General features: G+C 63.3%; 22 protein-coding genes. 9 read left to right on the forward strand and 13 right to left on the reverse strand.

Going from position 1 to position 19779, the window contains the following annotated elements:
* The first annotated feature begins 133 nt into the window (after positions 1-133).
* A complete protein-coding gene (locus IE053_RS04660) occupies positions 134-1117 on the forward strand; it encodes an NAD-dependent epimerase/dehydratase family protein (protein ID WP_189572521.1) in 984 nt (327 codons plus the stop codon).
* Here IE053_RS04660 and xseA read toward each other — a convergent pair.
* Together xseA and IE053_RS04670 are read right to left on the reverse strand one after the other, a co-directional pair.
* Positions 1114-2499, reverse strand: coding sequence for an exodeoxyribonuclease VII large subunit (gene xseA, locus IE053_RS04665; RefSeq protein ID WP_189572524.1), 1386 nt, complete (start codon positions 2497-2499; stop codon positions 1114-1116). The genes IE053_RS04660 and xseA overlap by 4 nt on opposite strands.
* A gap of 43 nt (positions 2500-2542) precedes the next feature.
* Complete coding sequence (locus tag IE053_RS04670) at positions 2543-3361, reverse strand: hypothetical protein (protein WP_189572527.1); 819 nt, start codon at positions 3359-3361, stop codon at positions 2543-2545.
* Between the two features lie 124 nt (positions 3362-3485).
* On the opposite strand from IE053_RS04670, the gene purD reads away from it, so the two are divergent.
* A complete protein-coding gene (gene purD / locus IE053_RS04675) occupies positions 3486-4715 on the forward strand; it encodes a phosphoribosylamine--glycine ligase (RefSeq protein ID WP_189572530.1) in 1230 nt (409 codons plus the stop codon).
* On the opposite strand, the gene IE053_RS04680 is transcribed toward purD, so the two are convergent.
* Positions 4712-5338, reverse strand: a complete 627-nt coding sequence (locus tag IE053_RS04680; RefSeq protein WP_189572533.1) for a DUF4272 domain-containing protein — start codon at positions 5336-5338, stop codon at positions 4712-4714. The two genes, purD and IE053_RS04680, sit on opposite strands and share 4 nt — an antisense overlap.
* 89 nt (positions 5339-5427) lie before the next feature.
* On the opposite strand from IE053_RS04680, the gene fsa reads away from it, so the two are divergent.
* Positions 5428-6081 carry a fructose-6-phosphate aldolase gene (fsa, locus tag IE053_RS04685; protein ID WP_189572536.1) on the forward strand — a complete coding sequence of 218 codons (654 nt, stop codon included), beginning with the start codon at positions 5428-5430 and terminating at the stop codon, positions 6079-6081.
* 784 nt (positions 6082-6865) lie between these two features.
* Here fsa and IE053_RS04690 read toward each other — a convergent pair.
* Complete coding sequence (locus tag IE053_RS04690) at positions 6866-7180, reverse strand: UrcA family protein (protein WP_189572539.1); 315 nt, start codon at positions 7178-7180, stop codon at positions 6866-6868.
* A 249-nt stretch (positions 7181-7429) separates the two neighbouring features.
* Between IE053_RS04690 and IE053_RS04695 the strand changes: the two genes are divergently transcribed.
* On the forward strand, positions 7430-8332 hold the full coding sequence (locus IE053_RS04695; RefSeq protein WP_189572542.1) for a cation diffusion facilitator family transporter: 903 nt from the start codon (positions 7430-7432) through the stop codon (positions 8330-8332).
* Positions 8333-8393: 61 nt separating this feature from the next.
* Here the strand turns inward: IE053_RS04695 and IE053_RS04700 are convergent, their stop codons facing one another.
* The 3 genes from IE053_RS04700 to IE053_RS14420 form a co-directional block, all read right to left on the reverse strand.
* Positions 8394-8708, reverse strand: a complete 315-nt coding sequence (locus IE053_RS04700) for a UrcA family protein (protein WP_189572545.1) — start codon at positions 8706-8708, stop codon at positions 8394-8396.
* A 405-nt stretch (positions 8709-9113) separates the two neighbouring features.
* Positions 9114-9758 carry a hypothetical protein gene (locus IE053_RS14415; protein WP_229786054.1) on the reverse strand — a complete coding sequence of 215 codons (645 nt, stop codon included), beginning with the start codon at positions 9756-9758 and terminating at the stop codon, positions 9114-9116.
* A gap of 492 nt (positions 9759-10250) precedes the next feature.
* Positions 10251-11981, reverse strand: a complete 1731-nt coding sequence (locus IE053_RS14420) for a DNA methyltransferase (RefSeq protein ID WP_229786055.1) — start codon at positions 11979-11981, stop codon at positions 10251-10253.
* Positions 11982-12173: 192 nt separating this feature from the next.
* Here IE053_RS14420 and rpsF point away from each other — a divergent pair, with 192 nt between their 5' ends.
* The 3 genes from rpsF to rplI are packed head-to-tail and all read left to right on the forward strand — an operon-like array spanning position 12174 to position 13375.
* Entirely contained in the window at positions 12174-12521 is a 348-nt protein-coding gene (gene rpsF / locus IE053_RS04710; RefSeq protein ID WP_189572548.1) for a 30S ribosomal protein S6, read from the forward strand.
* Positions 12521-12748, forward strand: a complete 228-nt coding sequence (gene rpsR / locus IE053_RS04715; RefSeq protein ID WP_189572551.1) for a 30S ribosomal protein S18 — start codon at positions 12521-12523, stop codon at positions 12746-12748. Before rpsF ends, rpsR begins: the two co-directional genes overlap by 1 nt.
* Before the next feature lie 3 nt (positions 12749-12751).
* On the forward strand, positions 12752-13375 hold the full coding sequence (gene rplI / locus IE053_RS04720) for a 50S ribosomal protein L9 (protein WP_189572554.1): 624 nt from the start codon (positions 12752-12754) through the stop codon (positions 13373-13375).
* Positions 13376-13498: 123 nt separating this feature from the next.
* On the opposite strand, the gene IE053_RS04725 is transcribed toward rplI, so the two are convergent.
* On the reverse strand, positions 13499-13981 hold the full coding sequence (locus IE053_RS04725) for a hypothetical protein (protein WP_189572557.1): 483 nt from the start codon (positions 13979-13981) through the stop codon (positions 13499-13501).
* Positions 13982-14119: 138 nt separating this feature from the next.
* On the opposite strand from IE053_RS04725, the gene IE053_RS04730 reads away from it, so the two are divergent.
* Together IE053_RS04730 and IE053_RS04735 are read left to right on the forward strand one after the other, a co-directional pair.
* A complete protein-coding gene (locus tag IE053_RS04730; RefSeq protein ID WP_229786056.1) occupies positions 14120-15598 on the forward strand; it encodes a replicative DNA helicase in 1479 nt (492 codons plus the stop codon).
* Positions 15599-15601: 3 nt separating this feature from the next.
* Entirely contained in the window at positions 15602-16645 is a 1044-nt protein-coding gene (locus tag IE053_RS04735; protein WP_189572563.1) for an alanine racemase, read from the forward strand.
* On the opposite strand, the gene IE053_RS04740 is transcribed toward IE053_RS04735, so the two are convergent.
* The 5 genes from IE053_RS04740 to IE053_RS04760 are packed head-to-tail and all read right to left on the reverse strand — an operon-like array spanning position 16642 to position 19756.
* Positions 16642-17331, reverse strand: a complete 690-nt coding sequence (locus IE053_RS04740; RefSeq protein ID WP_189572566.1) for an ATP12 family chaperone protein — start codon at positions 17329-17331, stop codon at positions 16642-16644. The genes IE053_RS04735 and IE053_RS04740 overlap by 4 nt on opposite strands.
* Complete coding sequence (locus tag IE053_RS04745; protein ID WP_189572570.1) at positions 17328-18293, reverse strand: RluA family pseudouridine synthase; 966 nt, start codon at positions 18291-18293, stop codon at positions 17328-17330. The genes IE053_RS04740 and IE053_RS04745 overlap by 4 nt, the downstream gene beginning before the upstream one ends.
* Positions 18290-18649, reverse strand: a complete 360-nt coding sequence (locus IE053_RS04750) for a fluoride efflux transporter FluC (protein ID WP_229786057.1) — start codon at positions 18647-18649, stop codon at positions 18290-18292. The genes IE053_RS04745 and IE053_RS04750 overlap by 4 nt, the downstream gene beginning before the upstream one ends.
* Before the next feature lie 39 nt (positions 18650-18688).
* A complete protein-coding gene (locus tag IE053_RS04755) occupies positions 18689-19411 on the reverse strand; it encodes a DUF6969 family protein (RefSeq protein ID WP_189572573.1) in 723 nt (240 codons plus the stop codon).
* A gap of 15 nt (positions 19412-19426) precedes the next feature.
* Positions 19427-19756, reverse strand: a complete 330-nt coding sequence (locus IE053_RS04760) for a hypothetical protein (RefSeq protein ID WP_189572576.1) — start codon at positions 19754-19756, stop codon at positions 19427-19429.
* Between the last annotated feature and the right edge of the window lie 23 nt (positions 19757-19779).

The following is a 19779-nucleotide window of genomic DNA, read 5'->3' on the forward strand; positions in this document are numbered from 1 at the left end:
GACAAGTCAACGCCTGATGCGGGAGAATCGACGCGTTGATTATTCGACACGGAGCGAAATACCTGTCACACGATCACGCGAGGGTGAGGTCGAGGGATTGTAGGTGGAGACAAGGACGCTCGGGCGGTGTCTTGTGACAGGCGCAACGGGGTTTGTCGGTCGACGCCTCGTGAAACGCCTGCTCCGCGAAGGTCATGACGTCAGGGTGTTCGACCTTCCCGGCTCGAAGATTCCAAAGAAATGGGATGTCGAGGTCGTCTCCGGGGACATTGCGGACGCTGAGAGCGTCACCGAGGCCGCCGCCGGTGCTGACACGATCTTCCACCTCGCAGCCTTCATTGGTGATTACGGTCCCTGGTCCCGGCACGAAAAGGTCACGGTGGAGGGCACTCGCCTGGTGGCAGGGGCTGCCGCGGCAAGCGGCGCGCGGCTCGTCGTCTCCTCTTCGATCTGCGCCTACGGCACCGCTCTGCGCAATGGGCCGGTCACGGAAGAGACGCCGCGGGGCAAGCCGACGGGGCGCTACGACCGCGCCAAGCAACTCCAAGAGGATGCGGCGCTCACAAGCGCCGCGGACGTCGCGATCGTCAGGCCCGCGAACGTCATCGGCGCGCGATCGGGACCGTGGGTCCTCGCGCTCACCGAGACAATCCGCAAAGGCGAGCCGGCGATCATCGGCGACGGCTCGGGCAATGCCGGCCTCATTTATATAGAGAACCTGCTCGATATCCTGCTGCTGGCGGCCGAGCGAGCCGAACTTCCCCACCGGGTGTTCAATGCCTGCGACCGCTATGGCGTGACGTGGCGACAGTATGCCGAGGATCTTGCCAAGCTGATCGGCGCGCCGCCGCCGAAGATGATCCCGCGGCATACTGCATGGATGGTTGCCAACGCTGCGGACGCGCTGTGGCGGGCGACCGGGCGGCAAGACCGGCCTCCCCTCACCCGCTCGACGGTCAATCTCTGCGGCTATCCTATGCTGATCGACATGACGCGGACCGAAGAAACCTTCGGCCCGCTTCACTCCCGTCCCTATTCCGAGGCCCTGGTCGAGATAGCGGAATATCTCGACAAGAACCCCTCGCGGACACCCACCGTGGGCAAGGCTTTCGGCTAGAGCAGGCTCTGCTGGTCACCTGATGGCGGGGTCTTCTTTCTCGGCTTGGGTGCAGGCCTGCCCGAGCCGACACGGGCCGTGCCGTCGGCAAAGGTGAGGTTGAGGACCGGCGCCGCTTCAGCGGCTTTTTTCGTCTTGACGACCCTGCCTTCATCGTCCGTGACCAGAGCGAAGCCCCTGTCCAGAACGCCCTTGTAGCTGACCGAATCTAGAAGCCGTCCGGCCTGGGCCACCCGTTCTTCTCGCCGTTCGAGGCGGGAGAGCATCAGGCCGCGAGGCAGGCTCGCACGGCCGAGGCGGTACTCCATTTTCTCTACCGGGCGCAGCAGGAGGCTCGGCTGGAGCCGGGGCAGGCACCTGCCGAGTGCAAGCTCCCGACCTTGCAAAAGCCCCTGCCGGAGCGACAGGAACCGGCTGTCGGCGCGGTCGAGACGCTGCTCCGCCGTGGACAGAAGGCTCTCAGGACTTCCAAGGCCACGTTCGGCCGAGCGCAGCGCCATGCGCGCGCCCTCGAGGAGCGCGCCCATCTGGCGACGCAGGCGCCCTTCGCATTGGCTGACCTTCGCCATGAGTTCCGAGCGCACCGGCACCGCAATCTCGGCTGCGGCTGTCGGGGTCGGGGCGCGGACATCAGCCGCGTAGTCGATCAGTGTCGTGTCGGTCTCGTGCCCGACAGCAGAAATCAGCGGGATCGGGCTTGCCGCCGCTGCGCGCACCACCGCTTCGTCGTTGAAGCACCACAGGTCCTCGAGGCTGCCGCCGCCGCGGGCCACAATGACAACGTCAGGACGCTGACCTTCGGGCATGCGGCCAAAGCCCTCGATGCCGCGGACGATGCCTGCGGGCGCACCCTCTCCCTGCACGAGGGTCGGCCACACCATGACATGGCTCGGGAAGCGGTCGCGCAGGCGATGGAGGATGTCGCGGATCACCGCTCCCGAAGGCGAGGTCACGACACCAATCCGGGCCGGCAGCATGGGAAGCGGCCGCTTGCGGGCGGGATCGAACAGTCCCTCCGCGGCGAGCTTCTTCTTCCGCTCTTCATAAAGCGCCATCAGCGCGCCTGCGCCCGCCGGAGCCAGCGTGTCGATAATGAGCTGGTAGCGCGACTGGCCCGGGAAGGTGCTCATACGTCCGGTGGCGACGACCTCCATACCCTGTTCGGGCTTCACGGTCTGGCGCTGGGCCGTGCCCTTCCACATCACCGAAGAAAGGACGGCGCGGTCATCCTTGAGGTCGAGATAGACGTGCCCCGACCCTGCGCGGGTCACGCGGCCAAGCTCGCCCCGCACACGGACATAGCCATAGGCATCCTCGATAGTGCGTTTCAGCTTTCCAGCCAGCTCGGTGACGGTGAATTCGGGGACGTTGCCATCGGACATGCAGAACGATGTGTGCGAGTCACGCGGTAGGCTCAAGGGCGGATCAGCTGCCGCTGGGGCTGACCGGGTTGTAGGTGGCTGCGTCCTGGTCGCGCTCGCGCTCTTCCTGAATCGCCTGCTCGACCTCCGAGGAGCGACCGAACTCCTGGATCGCCTGGCGGCGCCGCAGCTCCACCAGGGCTTCCTCGTATTGTCGCAGGACTTCAGGTGGGACTTCGAGACCGGACGGATAGCCGAACTCCTGCGGATTCACCGGCGCGCGCAGGGGGCCATAGCGGATCTGCCGCCGTCCCGTCCCCAACGTCTCGGCGAAGCTGGTCCAGTCATCGGCAAGGGTCGAGGCGAGCTCTGCGCGCCAACCCGACAGGATCTCGCGGCCCGCGCATTCGAGAGCTTTCTCACGGTTGTCCGAGAAAACGGCGTAGCAGTCGACGCCGACAATGCCGTCGGGGCGGCCCTCCCCGGCATCAACTTCCGGCAGGGCGATCGAAGGAATGTCCACGCCGACCCGCGCGGCAGTGGTCTGCTCGCCCACCTCTTCTTCGGGGGGCTGTTCGCCTTCGAGTTCACCGACCTCCTCGCCTTCCTCGATGGCGTTGCCCTCGGGAAGGGTTTCGGCGCCGACCTCGGCATTTTCGGGCTCGTCAGTGTCCTCTGCCTTGATCTCCGGCTCGGGCTCCTCGGTCGGGATGGCGTCGAAGAACTCGACCGAGACCACGCGGTCACCCAAACCGCCGTCACGAATGCCCTTGGCAACGAAGGACGTGTAGCCTGCGGCCAGGGCGAGGACGAGCGCACCATTGAGCAATGCGGACAACGCATAGGGCGAGGCGCGGCGCGCGCGCGCGAGCTGCGCCGCCACGCCGGGGCGCCGCTTCCAGCGGCGCAATCGCACGGCCGCACGCAGAATCCTCACACTCGTCATAGACCTGAGCCTCGACCGCAGCATAAAGCCGGTCACGTGACATAAGATAGAGGGTACAGCCTTGAAGATCCTTCTTATTGGAAGCGGTGGCCGCGAGCACGCCCTTGCCTGGAAAATTGCGCAAAGCCAGCTTGTTAGCAGGCTCGTCTGCGCGCCTGGCAACCCTGGAATGGCGAAAGTGGGCGAGTGCATTCCCGTCGATGACCCCATCGCTTTTTCCAAAGAGAACAGCATCGACCTCGTGGTGGTCGGCCCTGAGCAGCCCCTCGCGGAGGGGCTGGCGGACAGGCTGGCAGAGGCGGGCATCCCCTGCTTCGGCCCGGTGAAGGCTGGCGCCATGCTGGAAAGCTCGAAGGCTTTCACGAAGGAAATCTGCGACGAGGCGGGCATTCCGACCGCGCGCTACGGCCATTTCACCGAAGCGGCTTTAGCGAAAGCATTCCTCGATGAGTTCGAAGCGCCCTTCGTCATCAAGGCCGACGGCCTCGCTGCCGGCAAGGGCGTCATCATCGCCGAGGACCGTCAGCAGGCGGAAAAAGCGATCGACGACCTTCTCAACATCTCAGGCTCGCTCGTCATCGAGGAGTTCATGAAGGGCTACGAAGTGTCCCTCTTCGCGGTCACCGATGGCGAAACCGTGCAGCGCTTCGGCACGGCCAGCGACTACAAGCGCGCTTTTGACGGCGACAAAGGTCCCAATACGGGCGGGATGGGCTGCGTGTCCCCCGCCCCCCGGTTCACGAAGGAACTCGAAGACCGGGCAATGGAGGAGATCGTCCTGCCCACGGTCCGGGCACTGAAGGCGCGGGGGGTCACCTATCGCGGGGTCCTCTATGCCGGCCTGATGGTGACGGATGACGGTCCGAAGCTCGTAGAGTACAATTGCCGTTTCGGCGATCCTGAATGCCAGCTCCTGATGCGCCGCCTACGGTCCGATGTCGTGCCTTCGCTTTGGGGGGCGGCGACCGGACGGCTCGCGGGTGTCGGGCTCGACTGGAAGGACGAGGTCGGTGTGCTGATCACCTACGCGACCAAAGGCTACCCGGGTGCGTATGAAAAAGGCTCTGAGATCAGGGGAGTCGAAGAAGCCGAAAAAGACGACAGCATCGTGATCTTCCACGCAGGGACAAAAGAAGAAGGCGGAAGGCTGCTCGCCAATGGGGGCCGCGTCCTGTCAATCACCGCGCTCGGCGAAGACTACGCCTATGCGCGCGGCAAGGCCTACCAGGCGGCAAACCTGATCGACTGGCCCGAAGGATTCTACCGGAAGGACATCGGTGAGGGGTTCTAGATGTCCAAAGGGATATCGTCCCAGTCGGTCCCCTGATTGCAGACCCACTCAATGGCGTGGCGACGCGCCTTGATGACGGAGAACCATTCCGGCGGCAGGTTCCGCTCGGCAGCGCCATGACGGGCTGCCCAGTGCAACCGGTAGTGTCGGTCGAGGGCGACCTGTAGCTCCTCCTTCGGACGAAGCCTTGCCTCCGCGAGCATCGCTGCAGGATCCGTCCACGGAGCGATGATCTCGCGCAGCTTGGCGGGAGCAGTCGCGAACGGGTTGAGCTCCACAACGCCAAGGCACCAGCCGAGCCCAGCGATAGTCTCATAGGTCCAGCGCGTATCGATCCGCGCCCAGGCCGGGATGAAAAACCGCTTTTCGACCGCCGTCTGCTCAATCGGCGTGAGGCCGTCCCAAAGGCGATAGGCTTTCAGCGCTTTCTTGATCCGGCGCTTCCGCACGCCCTGGCTGATCCCGAGAAGGTGCATCAGGGCAAAGGCGCGCCGCATGACTTCCGCAGGCGCGCGCGGCTTCAGTTCATCCAGCTCCTCGATCAACGGCAGGCCGGGAACGAAACCGATACCCTCGGACGCAAGCCAGATCTCGGTTTCGGCCTTGAGTTTCTCGGGATCCATCAGGCTTCTCCTCGCCCTATCTCTAGCGTGCTGCGAGAAACGGAACCATCCACGTGACTCAACGCCCGGCGAGGACTAGAGCGCGGCCCATGAAAATCTTCATCGACACCGCCGACACCGACGAGCTGCGCGCGGCCTTCGACACGGGCCTCGTGGACGGCTGCACCACCAACCCTTCGCTGATCGCCAAGTCCGGCAAGGACTTCAAGGAAGTGATCGCGGAAATCTGCGGAATGACCGACGGCCCGGTCTCCGCCGAGGTTGCTTCGACCGAAGCCGACATGATGATCAAGGAAGGCAAGCGCCTGGCCGAGATCGCGGACAATGTCGTGGTCAAGCTGCCGCTGACCTGGGACGGCCTGAAAGCATGCCGCGCCCTGACGGCGGACGGCATCGATACCAACGTCACCCTCTGCTTCACGGCCACGCAAGCCTGGCTCGCGGCCAAGGCGGGCGCGACCTACATCTCGCCCTTCATCGGCCGCCTCGACGACCTCGGCCAACAGGGCATGGAGCTGATCGGTGAGATCCGCGCGCTCTACGACGCCCAGGACTACGACACCCAAATCCTCGCCGCCTCGATCCGCGGCCCGCTGCACGTGAAAGAAGCGGCCCTTCTGGGTGCCGATGTGGCGACCATCCCGCCGAAGGTCTTCAACGCCCTGCTCAGCCACCCGCTGACGGACAAGGGGCTCGACGCCTTCGTCAAGGACTGGGCCGGCACGGGTCAGTCGATCCTCTAGCGAACTCACCGGCTAAGTTGCTGTCGCTGTGACAGTCTTTCCGCGCAGCCGTGCTCGAACCGTATTCGCATGAAGGCGGCGTGATTCAGCCAACAAAAAAGCCGCGCTGGGATTTTCCCGGCGCGGCTTTTTCCTTGTCTTGTCCGCCGGTCGGCGGCGTTCTGGGATCAAACCAGGACCCCTGTCTGGGTAACGGCAGTACCAATGACCACAGCGCTCATGACGACGGTGACGAGCGAGACGAGGGTGAGTGCGAAACCTGAGGCTTTCATTGTTTTGATTCCTTGTTCTGCGAGCGGATCATTCGCTTGAGTTCTGTTCTTGGCCGGACGCGTGGCTCAGACCAGGACATTCATTTGCGTGATCGCGGCGCCAATGGTGACGGCGCTCATGACGACGGTGATGAGCGAAACGACGGTAAGTGCGAGACCCGATGCAGACATGGTGTTTTCCCTTCTTCCTTGAGCGGACGGTCCGCTCTCTGATTTCCTTGGCTCTGTTTCGATAAGTGTCGTCCTTATCGACTCTCGATATTGTCGCTTCTCGATAAATTACAAGTGCCGACCCACACTTTTTTCAGCTCGTCAAGAAAAATATTGCAGGTAGGGGAAGGCATGAAAAAACCGCCCGGCTGGGACAAAGCCGGGCGGTCAGTCTGGGGAGCGAACCGGAGCAAGGGGCAGTTGCTGCGGCCGTCCCTGAAGCGTAGGACCCCGCCTCCGGTCCATTGGTGGGGACATCGGGGCAGTCCGGGAGCGGGGCCTACACCTCGAAAAGGTGCAGTTTAGCGGGTCGCTTTGAACTCGCTTCGCATATATTTTTTCATCGACCGGTCGAGACGTTCGTCTTCGACATTCTCGACAAAGAATTTCATCATACGGACACGACACTTATCGACGATAATGACACCATCCGTCAGCTCACTGCTGGCAACGCAGAACTCGGTCGCTGCCTCGTCCACTTCGGCCAGAAGCTCGATCCGGCTCTCGGCGGTGGCGAGCTGTTCCTCATCGAGATCGATGTCTATCGTCAGGTCGCGGGCCGAGGCCGTGGCGGCCAGTGTCAGGGCACAAGCAGCAGCTGTGAGCATCAGTTTCATTCTCGTCTCCCTCTCCCCCCCTCAGCGGGGCCTACCGGTCAAGGTGGCGGTGGGCATCCCGCCTCCCCTCAAGCGACACAACTTGCGCTGTATCGAAACTCGATATTATCGCTTTTCGATGAGTTACAAGACGCCGCCAGCAAAAAAATCGCTCTTTTTGCAGCGCTGCCCGGAAAGTGAGACTGCGCCAGCCTTTCAGCCGCAAAGATAGCTTTTGACGGCGGGGCCGGAGCGACGCATGTCCCGTTCATGCATGGAAGTCTCGGTACCACGAAAAGCAGGAATGGCTGGGCTGTTGCAGGCACGGTTGCGGCGCTTTGCGTTGCTGGCCTGCTGATCGCAGCGAAGGCCTATGCCTTCTTTGTCTCAGGATCCGTTGCCGTTCTGGGCAGCCTGGCGGACTCGGCGCTCGATCTCCTGGGTAGCGCAGCGGCGTTCTTCGCCGTGCGCTACGCCTCGCAGCCGCCGGATGATGACCACCGCTTCGGTCACGAGAAGGCCGAAGCCGTCAGCGCGCTCGCCCAGGCTTTCCTCATTTCCGCCTCAGCGCTTTTCATCGCCGTGGAGAGCATCAAGCGCCTCGTGCACCCGCAGCCGCTGGAGGATAGCGGGGCTGCGATCGCCGTTCTCACGTTCGGCGTGGTGGCGACGGTGGGGCTGGTCACGTTCCAGACATTCGCGCTCAGGCGGTCGGGATCTCTGGTCGTCGAGGGAGACCGGGCGCACTATCTCGGGGATGTGATCGCCCATTCGGGCGCGCTGGCCGCGGTGTTCCTTTCGGCCCGGTTCGGTTTCTTCAGGGCCGATGCCATCGCGGGACTTGTCGCTGCGTTTTTCCTTGCCTGGTCCGTGCGCGAGCTGGTCGGCAAGGCCCTGCCCCAGGTCATGGACCAGGAGCTGCCAGACGAGGACCGCGACAGGATCATCGCGATCATCGACGAAGAGCCCGAGGCCTACGGCTTCCATAATCTCCGGACACGGAGGTCGGGCAATGTGCGTTTTGTGCAGATGCACCTCGACATGCGGCCGGACCTGACCCTGCGCGAGGCCCATGAGATTGCCGACAGGGTCGAGAAGAAGATCGAGGCGATCTTTCCCGATACGGACGTGATCGTTCACCAGGACCCGCTGGAAGCGTGGGAAAAAGAGTAGGCTGGAAGCGGGAGGACAAAACCGCTCCCAGCCCGTGCGCTGGTTGAAGACACCCTGGGGCTCAGTGGCCGTGCTTCATGGCGGCGCGATAACCGTCCCTGTTCATTTCCTGGATGTCCCAATCGCCGAGGTCATCGACCAGGCTATCGACATAGTCCTGGGCGCAGGTCGCAACGGAGGACAGGCGCTTGGTCGGGCGAAGGCTGGCGCGGCATTCATCGAGGGCTTCCTCGACAAACATGGCGTAGATCTCGGCGCGGCCTTCATCGGATTTGAGCAGTTTCTCGTTGAATTCCACTTCGACGTCAGCAGACGCCGTGCCCAGCATGGCGGCGGCACCGGTGATGGCAGCGGCGAACATAGCAACAGTCTTCATGATGGTCTCCTCTCCTCGACCTCGTTCCTCCGGGCGCAGGCCAGCCTGCGGGGTTCCGGCGCGAGCCGGGTGTTGCCTCCTGAGACTGCCTCAGGACCCGTCGGACACACTCGTGATGTATGCGGAGGGAAATTCCTCCGCGGTTGCCGATACGGTTCGTTCGTATCGAAATACGATATTATCGCTTTTCGATGATTTACAAGATTGCGTGCTGAGAAAAGTTCAGTACGGATATTACGGCACTGATAGTTTCAAGCGAAACCAGGTGCTGGTGAATCAAGACTTAACAGGCAAAGGGGCAGAAGGCGAAGGAGCAGCACAGGCAGGATCGCCATTCGATCGCGATACGGATGAAAGCGGCTGGAGCCGCGCACGCTGGAGGGCGTCCCGGCTTTCGGGACCGCCCTACTGGTTTGCGGCGCGTTGCTGGTTGAGGTCGAAGAGGCGTTTGAGGATGTCCTCCTCGTCCATCCCGGCCTCCCAGTCGTCCTCCCAGCCATAGGCGGCGGCGACGGCGCGGTCGAGTTCGGCGTGGGCGTGGTCCAGCCAAGCCGGGCGTTCGTTGTAGAGATTGGTCAGTGTGCGTTTCTTGAGGATCTTCGCCGCTTCCTCGTCCCTGGGCAGGATGCGGTCGGGATAGCCCTCCACGACCTCAGGCTCGCGGATGACGAGGTCCTCCGGGTTCAGCCAGTTCTCGCGCAGGGTGTTCAGCCTCTCAGCGGCCTCGGCAATGCGGATGGCGCGGGGGTCATCGGCGTAGTCTTCGGCGGGGATGTCGGGGGTGAGGCCTTCTGGGAAGGGGAAGGTTTCGAACGAGTTCGTTGGCGTGTACTGAGGGTCATTCCCTTTGCCGTGCCAGCCTCCCGTAGCAAGCGACCAGACTTCGTGAATGCGCCCCTGTAGGAGCACGAAGCTTGTGTCATCGTCCCGAGCAATCACGACTAGCCGTCCATCGGGAACCACCGAAACGTCCAGCCATTTGAAGAGCCGCCACTTAGCTACACGTGGGGTCGCGAGGTACCTAGCCCTTCCAGTCAGTGCGCGACGCATAGCAGGCCGCGCCTCTCCAAATATCCACCATCGTTCGCGATGATTTCGTCGCCGCACCTTGGCCCGAGCGGGCTTCACCTTGTGCAACAGGTGCTCAAAAGGAGCTTCGAACATCGCTGCATCCGCTTCAGAAGCGTCAGTGCCGAAGTCGATTATCCACTTTTCACTACTGCGGCCAGTTACATCCTGACCGTTAGCCCAAGGACGGACGACGCGTTCGTTTCGTTCGCCGTTCGGGTTCGTCGGCGCATTTATGAGCCGGACAGCCAGTTCACGCTCGATGTCAAAGTCGCCAACCTTTATAGTTCCTTGGAATGAGGCCTTAGCATTCTCACCAAGACGTGCAGCCCTTGAAAAATCAACGCCACTGGTACGCGCCGACAGATCTGCGTTGATGGTGGGGACTTCGCTGCCATCGAGATAACGTTTGCCACCGCGATCGCCCAAGAAGACAATTGACACACGGACCGCGGCGCCGTCCGCTGCCCAAGGCTAATCTGAGTACGCGCGAAAAATCTGCTGATTGTCGGCGGCGGCTTGTAGAACCGATCTGTTATTCTGCCCCCGGATGGAATTAGTTGTTACAAGACCAGAATACTTAACTTCTGAATTCCGGATCAGCTTCCAAGTTCGAAGAACCCAGAACATAACGAAATCCGCGGTTTTCGGGAGTTCGCGATACGCTCCCCGGACGTCCAGAACATATTGCTCCCCCAATTCACCGATCATCCGCTTGTTCCCCAAAAACGGCGGGTTCCCCACGATCACGTCGGCTTCGGGCCATTCCGCTTCGCGCCATTCGCCAGTCTCTTCGTCCTGCTCGATCAGGGCGTCGCGGTTTTCGATGTTGTTCAGGGGGCGGAGAATGGGTGTCGAGGTGCCGAAGCCTTTCTTCTGCATCCACTGGATATCGCCGATCCAGACCGAGACGCGGGCGAGTTCGGCGGCGTAGGGATTGATCTCTATGCCGAGGACATTCTCCGGCCCGACCCGCGGCAAGCCGCGCGGGAGGCCCAGATCCTCGGCCTCTGAATTCGCGCGCTGCTCGATGTCCTTGAGGGCCTTGAGCGAAAGGTAGAGGAAGTTGCCGGAGCCGCAGGCAGGGTCGAGGACGCGGAACCCCGCGAGCTTTTCGATGAAGTCCGCATGCAGCTTTTTCGCCCTGTTCATCGCACGGGTGCGGGTTGCGCCCTTGCCCTTCGCGGCCTTGGCCAGCTCTGCCTCGATCTTGCCTCGCACCTCCTCCCACTCTGCCGTGAGGGGCTCGATGATGACGGGCTCGACGATCATCATGATCTTCTCGGCGTCGGTGTAGTGGGCGCCGAGCTGGCTGCGCTTGGAGGGGTCGAGGCCGCGTTCGAACAGCGTGCCGAAGATCGAGGGGTCGATCTCCGACCAGTCGAGCTTGGCCGCGTGGACGAGGAGCTTCACATCCTCCTTCTCCAGCGGCAGGGCCGTGTCGTCGTCGAACAGGCCGCCGTTGAAGTGCGGAACGGCTACAAAGCCGACGCGGCCACCAAGGCTCATCGCGCGGAAGAGATCGGAGAGGTTCTGCTGCGCCTCCGCCGGGTTCTTCACCGCCAGCTCCATCGAGCGCTGGAAGAGCTTGTTGGGCAGGAGGTTCACGTCCTCCGCGAACATGCAGAAGACCAGCCTGTTGACGAAATGCGCGACGGTGTGGGGATCGTGCCCCCTCTCCCGCAGGCGCTGGGCCAGGCCCGAGAAGTCGTTCGCCGCATCGCGGGTCAGCTCGTCCCGGCTGCGCTTGGGCCTGAGGGCCGAGGGGTTCTCGAAGACGTTTTTGAGAAACTCGCGCTTCTTCGCGTCGAGAAGATCGTCGAGAGCGATCTCGTGGACCTCGGTGACGTAGTTGGTCCAGTCGGTGTAGACGCGGATCGTCTTGGTGTCCGAGACGATGAGGAGCGGCGGGTTGCCGAGCGCGCCCTTGTAACGCTGGAGCTGGCGGTAGGCGGCGTCGAGGTCCTTGCCGGGACCCTTGTACTCCCACGCGAAGTGGCCCTTCTTCCAGACATCCGCGAAACCGATGCGGCCGTCATCCTTCGCGGTCTGCTTTTCGAAGGTGTATGTGTCGCCCTTGGTGTCGTCGTCGAGGGGCTTCGTAACACCGAGAAGATCGCAGAGGTCGTTGAAGTGGCTGTGCGCGGCCTGGCGCTCGCCAAGCTCCATGTCCCGCCATTTCTTCACGAAGTCAGTCGGTTGCATCAGAGCCTTGTAAGCAGCTTCGCGTGACGCGCCAGCCCCGATAGCACTTGCCCCCCGCCCCCTTTTCCGCTAGCCGCCGCGTTTCGAGCAGCGGTCGGCTGGCATCTGGGATTGTCCCGCCGTCAGTCGAGCCGAAGGCGGTCCAGCGTTCCCGCGCCCCGTCTCCGCTGCCAGACAAGGGTGATAGAGCATATGGCTCTTTACGAGCACATCTACATCGCGCGTCAGGACGTGAGCCCCGCGCAGGTGGACCTCATCACTGAGGAACTCCAGAACATCGTGAAAGAGAACGGCGGCAAGGTCGAGAAGACCGAATACTGGGGCCTCCGTAATCTTCAGTACAAGATCAAAAAGAACCGCAAGGGTCACTACTCGCTCATGCAGATCGACGCGCCGTCCGAAGCGCTCGTCGAGATGGAGCGCCAGATGAAGCTGAAAGAGGACATTCTCCGCTTCATGACCATCCGCGTGGACGAGTTCGACCCCGAGCCCTCGCCGGTGATGAGCCGCCGCGACCGCGACGAAAGGAAGCCTCGCTAATGGCCAAGACCTTTTTCCGCCGCCGCAAGACCTGCCCGTTTTCGGGCGAGAAGGCGCCGAAGATCGACTACAAGGATCCCAAGCTCCTCGGACGCTACGTCTCCGAGAAGGGCAAGATCATCCCGTCGCGCATCTCGGCCGTCAGCCAGAAGAAACAACGCGAGCTCGCCCGCGCCATCAAGCGCGCCCGCTTCCTCGCGCTTCTTCCCTATGTTGCGCAGGACTGATCCATGACCCAGGTTATTCTCCTCGAACGCGTCGAGAAGCTCGGCTCGATCGGTGACGAAGTCACCGTGAAGCCCGGCTTTGCCCGCAACTTCCTCGTGCCGAAGGGCAAGGCCCTCCGCGCCACCGCCGAGAACCGCAAGAAGTTCGAAGCCGAACGTGCCGCGATCGAAGCCCGCAACGCCGAAGAGCGTGAAAAGGCCGAAACGCTCAGCCGCTCGGTGGCGGGCAAGCAGTTCACGGTCATTCGCTCGGCCTCCGACAGCGGCATGCTGTTCGGCTCGGTCTCCTCGCGCGATATCGCCGAGACCGCTTCGACCAAGAAGCTGAAGCTGAACCGTCAGAACGTCCTGCTCGACTCACCGATCAAGACTATCGGTATCTTCCCGGTCCGCATTCGCCTGCACCCGGAAGTGACGGTCGAGATCGAGGTCAACGTCGCCCGGACCCAAGAAGAAGCCGAACGCCAGGCCCGCGGTGAGAACGTCCTCGCCAAGGAAGAAGAGGTGGTCGAAAAGGTCACCGGCACCGGCTTTGATGAAGACGAAGAAGGCACGGAAGCTTCTGCAGAAGCCGCCGACGCCTCGGCCGAAGAAGGCACCACGGAAAACGTCACCGACGCTCCGTAAGCCCCGCTTCTTCTGCAAGCATCCAAGAGCCCCGCATGTTCCCCATGCGGGGTTTTTCATGCCTGAAGGGGAGCCATCGTCATCGCCGCTGCGGACGCCGACCCCGCTCGGTGCAAGGCACGTTCAGCCGCAGCCGTAAGGCGCGGAGATGCGCCAACGCACCCCCTGCTGGTCGGTGCCCCAGATCGGACCCTCGGCGATGCTCGCCCAGGTCGGCACCGACACGAGAGCGATGCCGTAGGCGGTGGGTATCGAGATGTAGTTGCGGTCGGTCCGGTAAACGCCACCACCGACAGCCCGGTTGAGGGCTTGCCCGCTGCGGATCTGCACCACGGTGATCCTGCCCCGGTCATTGCCGCGGGCGGCGCAAACCCTGACCGATCGAGCCGGGACCCCGCCATAGCCGGAACCGTATCCCGAGCCGTAACCCGGATCGTAGCCGGAACCGTAACCGCTCCCGTAGCCTGAGCCGTAGTAAGGGTCGTAGGTGGCCTCCGCGAGGCCGTTCGAGATACCCTGAAGCAGGGCTGCCTGCTCCTCCGGGGTCAGTTCACAAGCCGACAGGCCGAACACGGCGAGAATGGCAAGGCCAAGTCGTTTCATCATCACAACGCGCTCCCTCGTTCGTGAGAGGGTGACGCCCCTGCCCGCATAGTCAAACCCCCGGTGCAGCAGGCTGCACAAGCGGGCCGTGTGTTCAAAGCTAACTCTTTCCCCCGGCGCACGAAGATGGAATCCTGCCTCATGCCCGACGGATCACCCCTCCCCGCACCCGCAGGAGCCGAACAGAAGCTCCCCTACTCCCTCGACGCTGAGCAGGCGCTCCTCGGCGCGGTGCTTTACGACAACGAGGTGTTCTACAAGGTCAATGGCTTCCTGAAGCCGGAACACTTCTATGACCCGCTCCACGGGCGGATCTATGCCGCGTGCGAGAAGCTTATCAGCTCGGGGCGTCTCGCCTCGCCGGTGATGCTGAACACTTATCTCGGCGAGGAAGACGCGTTCCGCGAGGCTGGCGGCGAGCGCTATCTGGTGCAGCTTGCGCAGTCGGTTCCGACGACGGTGGGCGCGGCGGACTATGGCCGGCTGATCTTCGACCTGCACACCAGCCGCGGGCTCATCAATATCGGCACACAGATGATCGAGCGGGCGAAATCCGCCGACATCGAGGACGACCCGCAGGCACAGGTTTCCGAGGCGGAGAAGGAACTCTACACCCTCGCAGAAACCGGGCATTATGGTGGCGGCTTCCAGAATTTCGAGACGGCGCTGACCGAAGCGATCAACATCGCGCAGGCTGCATACCAGCGCGGAGGCGGCCTCTCGGGTGTGACCACGGGCCTGCGCGATCTCGACGCCAAGCTCGGCGGGCTGCACAACTCGGACCTCCTGATCCTTGCCGGGCGTCCGTCGATGGGCAAGACGGCGCTCGTCACCAATATCGCCGTCAACGCGGCGAAGGCGTTCGTGCCGGAAAAGGCGGCAGACGGATCGTACAAGGCAAAGGAAGGCGCGCGGGTCGGCTTCTTCTCGCTGGAGATGTCGGCGGACCAGCTTGCAGGCCGTATCCTGGCCGAGTTTTCCGGCGTCGCCTCGGACAAGATCCGGCGCGGCGACATCACGGAAAAGGATTTCGAGGAGATCTATGATGCCTCCTCGAAGCTCGAGCAGCTGCCGCTCTACATCGACGACACGGGCGGGCTGACGATTGCGCAGGTTGCGGCGCGGGCACGGCGTTTGAAGCGCATGAACGGTCTTGACCTCCTCATCATCGACTACTTGCAGCTTCTCGCGGGCTCGAAGAAAGCGGGCGAGAACCGGGTGCAGGAGCTGACCGAGATCACGACGGGCCTCAAGGCGCTGGCGAAGGAACTTGCGGTGCCGATCATCGCGCTGTCCCAGCTCTCACGCCAGGTCGAGCAGCGCGAAGACAAGCGCCCCCAACTTTCGGACCTCAGGGAATCAGGCTCGATCGAACAGGACGCGGACGTCGTGATGTTCGTCTATCGCGAGGAGTATTATCTCGGCCGGGCCGAGCCGCGGGAGGGCACGCCGGAACACCTCGAGTGGCAGCAGAAGATGGACGAGGTCCATGGTCAGGCCGAGGTCATCATCGGCAAGCAGCGCCACGGCCCGATCGGCACCGTGAAGCTCGCCTTCCAGCCGGAGCTCACGCGCTTTGGCGATCTTGCGAACCCCGAGCGGTTCCCCTCAAGGTACTGATCCGTGTACGAGGATTTCCGCCCGCGCCTGACCGTCGACCTTGGCGCGCTGCGCCGCAATCTCAAAACCGTGCGGCAGCTTCGTCCGCAGGCGGAGCTTATGCCTGTGGTGAAGGCGGACTGCTATGGCCTGGGCGCGGAACAGCTCTTGCCCGTGATGATGGAGGAAGATTGTTCGACCTTCTTCGTGGCCTATCCCGAAGAAGCGACGGTGCTGCGCCGCGTGGCGACGACAGGCGTTTTCTATGTCTTCGGCGCGGCACCGGGCACCGGTCCCTACAATGAGCATTGTCGCCCACTGCACTACCGGGCTGACGACCTGCGCGCATGGTCCGGCGGCTCCTGCGGTGTGCAGATCGAGATCGGGATGAACCGGCTCGGCATGCGGCTCGACGAGCTTGAGGGCTTGGAACCGCGCGAGGACGTGAAGCTGGTCCTGGCGCATATGAGCGATGCGAGCGACGAGCACTCGGCGCGGAACGAAGAGCAGCGGACCAGGTTCGACGAGATCGTCCGGGGGCTTCAAGCGAAGTTCCCGAAAGCGAAGTTCTCGCTGTCCTCGACAGGAAACTTGATGCTGGAAGGCGTGCGGCAGGAAGATGCCGTCAGGCCCGGTATCGGGCTATATGGTGCCTCGCCGGGAACGCAAGACCCGCTCGAGCCGATTGCAACGCTGGAGGCGCGAGTTCTGTCCGTGCACGATGTTCCTGCTGGCGAGCGTGTCGGCTATGGCGGTCGCTGGACGGCGGAGCGGCCTTCGGTGATCGCGACCCTTGGCACGGGTTATGCGGATGGCCTGCCGCGGAGCCTCGAGAACAGCGGGAAGGTGTGGCTCGGCAATGGTCAGCGCACGATCGTCGGTGCTGTTTCGATGGACCTCATCACCGTCGATGTCACCGATGCACCGGGTGTGAAGGTCGGTGAGTGGGCCGAGATTTTCGGGCCGAACCTGGCGGTGGACGCGCTGGCGAGGGAAGCCGGTACCATCGGGTACGAGCTCTTCACCTCGATCCACGGGCGGACCCAGCGGGTCTATACCAGCGGCTAGCCGCGGCTGAGCGCGAGGTACCGCAAAACGTCGTCGAAGTCGCGTCGGAGCGCTCGCTCGCGCGCTTCGGCCTCGGCATCGAGGCCCCACTTCTCGGCTTGGAACGCTTCATCGAGGCGTGCAGCGGCGAAGGCATTCTCCGGGTCCTGATCGGCATAGAGCGCGAGGATGGCAGAGCCAGTGATCTCTGTTAGGAGCTTGCGCGGAAAGACCTCCAAGGTCGGACGGTCTTCGAGCCATGCGCGGACCCTGTCGATGGTGGCGCGCGCCTGGGTGACCGGGACAATGCCCTCGGTCATGGTGAAGGTCATGCCCTCATCAGATGCGCGGTCGAGGAAGGGGCGGAAGAGCTGTTCCTGCCGCGCAGCGAGATCCCTGTCCGAGGCGCGGTAGCAGAGAAGATCGCTGCCTGCGTATTGGACAATGGTGTCGATGAACTCAGCACGGCCCTCTTCTCCGGCGTCGAGGACGAAACCGTGGAGGCGGGTAAGCGGCATGGTTTCCATGCTGATCGTCCCGGACTGGGCGTCCCATTCCGCCCGCAAAGCTTCGGCCAGCGCTTTGGGAGCGACAAGCTCGGCACGGCCTGCAGTCCTGGCGAGCCGGCCATCTAGGGCGACGGCGAAACCGTCCTTGCGCTCAGCTAGCGAGACGTCCTTGTAGAAACGCTTGGGTCCGTCGGTCATAGGTTCTCCGGCCATCCAGGCTGGGCGTTGTCGTCGAAATCGAAGAGCTTCCACGTCTCTTTCATATGGCCGTGGAGCGGCGCTTCGAGCACCAGCGGGCGGCGACCGGGGCGCGGGATGACCAGCCTGCGGCAGAAAAGATGCATCTTCTGGGGCAGGCCCTCGACCTTCGCCTCGGCGCCGCCATACTTGCCATCGCCGACAATCGGTGTGCCGATCAGCGCCATGTGGGCGCGGAGCTGGTGGGTGCGCCCGGTGATCGGCCGCAGTGCGACGAAGCTCGCCTTCATCGCGGCGGTGTCGATCACCTGGTAATCGGAGATCGCGCGCTGGCCGTCCTCCGAATGCCGCGCTTTTTCTGCGCCCTTGGGGCCAGATTTCTCGAGCGCGGCGTCGATGCGGCCTTCAAGAGGCTGGGGCACGCCTTTGACGAGGGCCCAGTACTCCTTCTCGACCTGACGCTTGCGGAAGGCTTCGGTCAGCCACTGGGCTGCCTTCCGGGTCTTGGCGGTGACGAGGAGGCCGCCGGTGTCCTTGTCGAGGCGGTGGACAAGACGCGCGCGGGTTTCTTCCGAGCCTGCATCCTGCAGCAGGGCATCGACATGGTTCGTGGTCTTCGCGCCGCCCTGCACGGCGAGGCCGAAGGGCTTGTTGAGGACGAGGACATCGCTGTCTTCATAAAGCGTCATCGCGGCCAGTGCCTCACGGGCTTCGGCGCGGCTTCGCTGCTGCGGCTTCTTGGGCGCGCCGCCCGGATCGTTCATAGGAGGCACACGGACGGTTTCGCCTGCACAGAGGCGGCGGTCGCCCTTGACGCGGCCACCGTCGACCCGGACCTGCCCCTTGCGCAGGAGCTTCTGGAGCTGGCCGAAGGATAGTTGCGGGAACCGCTCCTTGAACCAGCGGTCGATGCGTAGGCCGTCCTCGTCGTTCTTCACCTTGATGTTCTGCACACCGCTCATAGTGCCCTCGCGAGCATCAGGCCGATCACGAAGGCTGTGATGGCAAGCACGACGGATGCGGCGATGTAGAGCGCGGACTGCACAGGATTCGCGACAAACAGCCTGACGGCATCTGCCGAAAACGTGCTGAAGGTCGTCAGCGCACCGAGAAGGCCGGCGCCGAAGAAGATGGTCCAGAACTCGGAACGCCCCTCCCCGCTGGCAAAGAGAAAGCCGAGGGCGAGCGAGCCGCCGACATTGAGGCACAGGATACCGAGCGCGCCGCCCTGCACGAAATAAAGGAAGGCGTAGCGCAGGCTTGCGCCCAGGGCGCCACCTGCCGCGGCCGCGAGGAGTGTCATGGGAAACTGGGTCACATGCGGCGCTTTAGAGAAGCCAGGGCAAGCGCGAAAGGGTCAGCCTTGATAGGCTTCCTCGAGCGCCTCCACCCGCGCCGCGAGGTCGATGTCGAGGGCGCTTGTCACTTCGAGACCTCGGTCCTCGAAGACATCGCCCTCATGCTCCTCGGCCCAGCGGGCAACAGCCTCGTCTCGCTGGCGCAGCAGCCTGACGATCTCGGGGCGGTAGAGCCTGACGATGTTGGTGAGCCAGAGATTGAGCGGCCAGCTAGGCGTCGAGAGATCGACATCGAAGCGGTCGAGCATCGCGATCATGTCCTCGGCAGGATACCAGAGCTCTCCCGTGACCCACCGGTTGGTCGTGAAGAGCCTGATCGGGACGCCCTTTGCGTCCATACCGATGCCGATGATGTGGGCCGCGATGTCGCCCGGCTTCTCCGGCACCTCCTGCCCCGGCGCAGGCTGCCGGTCGATGGCCGGACCTCTCAGGAAACAGTGGAAATGCCCGTGCTCGTCGTCGTGGATCGACGGCCTGTCCGGCTTCTTGGAATGGGCATGGTAGTAGTATTGGGAAGCGTTCTCGCGATCGAACACGTCGCCGCGGGGCATGTGCTGCCACTCGATGAACTCGTCGCCGGTGCGGAGGATCTCCGCCACGGTGTTCGAGCCTGACTTGTGCAGCACGCGCATCGTCTCCGCTACGATGCTGGCCGCCTCGAACTGCGCTTCGAGGGCAGCGGGGTCGGCGCCCTCGAAAAGGTTGTGAACGTTGCCTGTCAACGCATTTGCGCCCGCTTACTGCGGCTCACACGGATTGCACGGGGTGCACGGGCCACAGGGCGCCTCCGCTGCGCAAGGATTGCACGGGTTGCAACCATAGCCCTCGGCTTCCTCGTCCCAGCCGCAAGGGTTGCAAGGATTGCAGGCACCGCAGGGCTTCTCCGCCGCGCACGGGTTGCAGGGATTGCAGCCATACTCCTGGGACTTGGCGCTGCACGGGCCGCAGGGCTTGCAGGCACCACAGCTACAGCCCGATGCCGAGGCAATGGCAGCCGCGCCGATGCCGATGGCGGCCCCTCTCAGGGCGCTCTTGGTGATCTTCTTCCTGAAAAGGGATTTTTGCATGGTGGCCCTCCGTGCCGGTCCGC

The sequence above is a fragment of the Parvularcula lutaonensis genome, from assembly GCF_014651915.1.
Taxonomy (GTDB): domain Bacteria; phylum Pseudomonadota; class Alphaproteobacteria; order Caulobacterales; family Parvularculaceae; genus Parvularcula; species Parvularcula lutaonensis.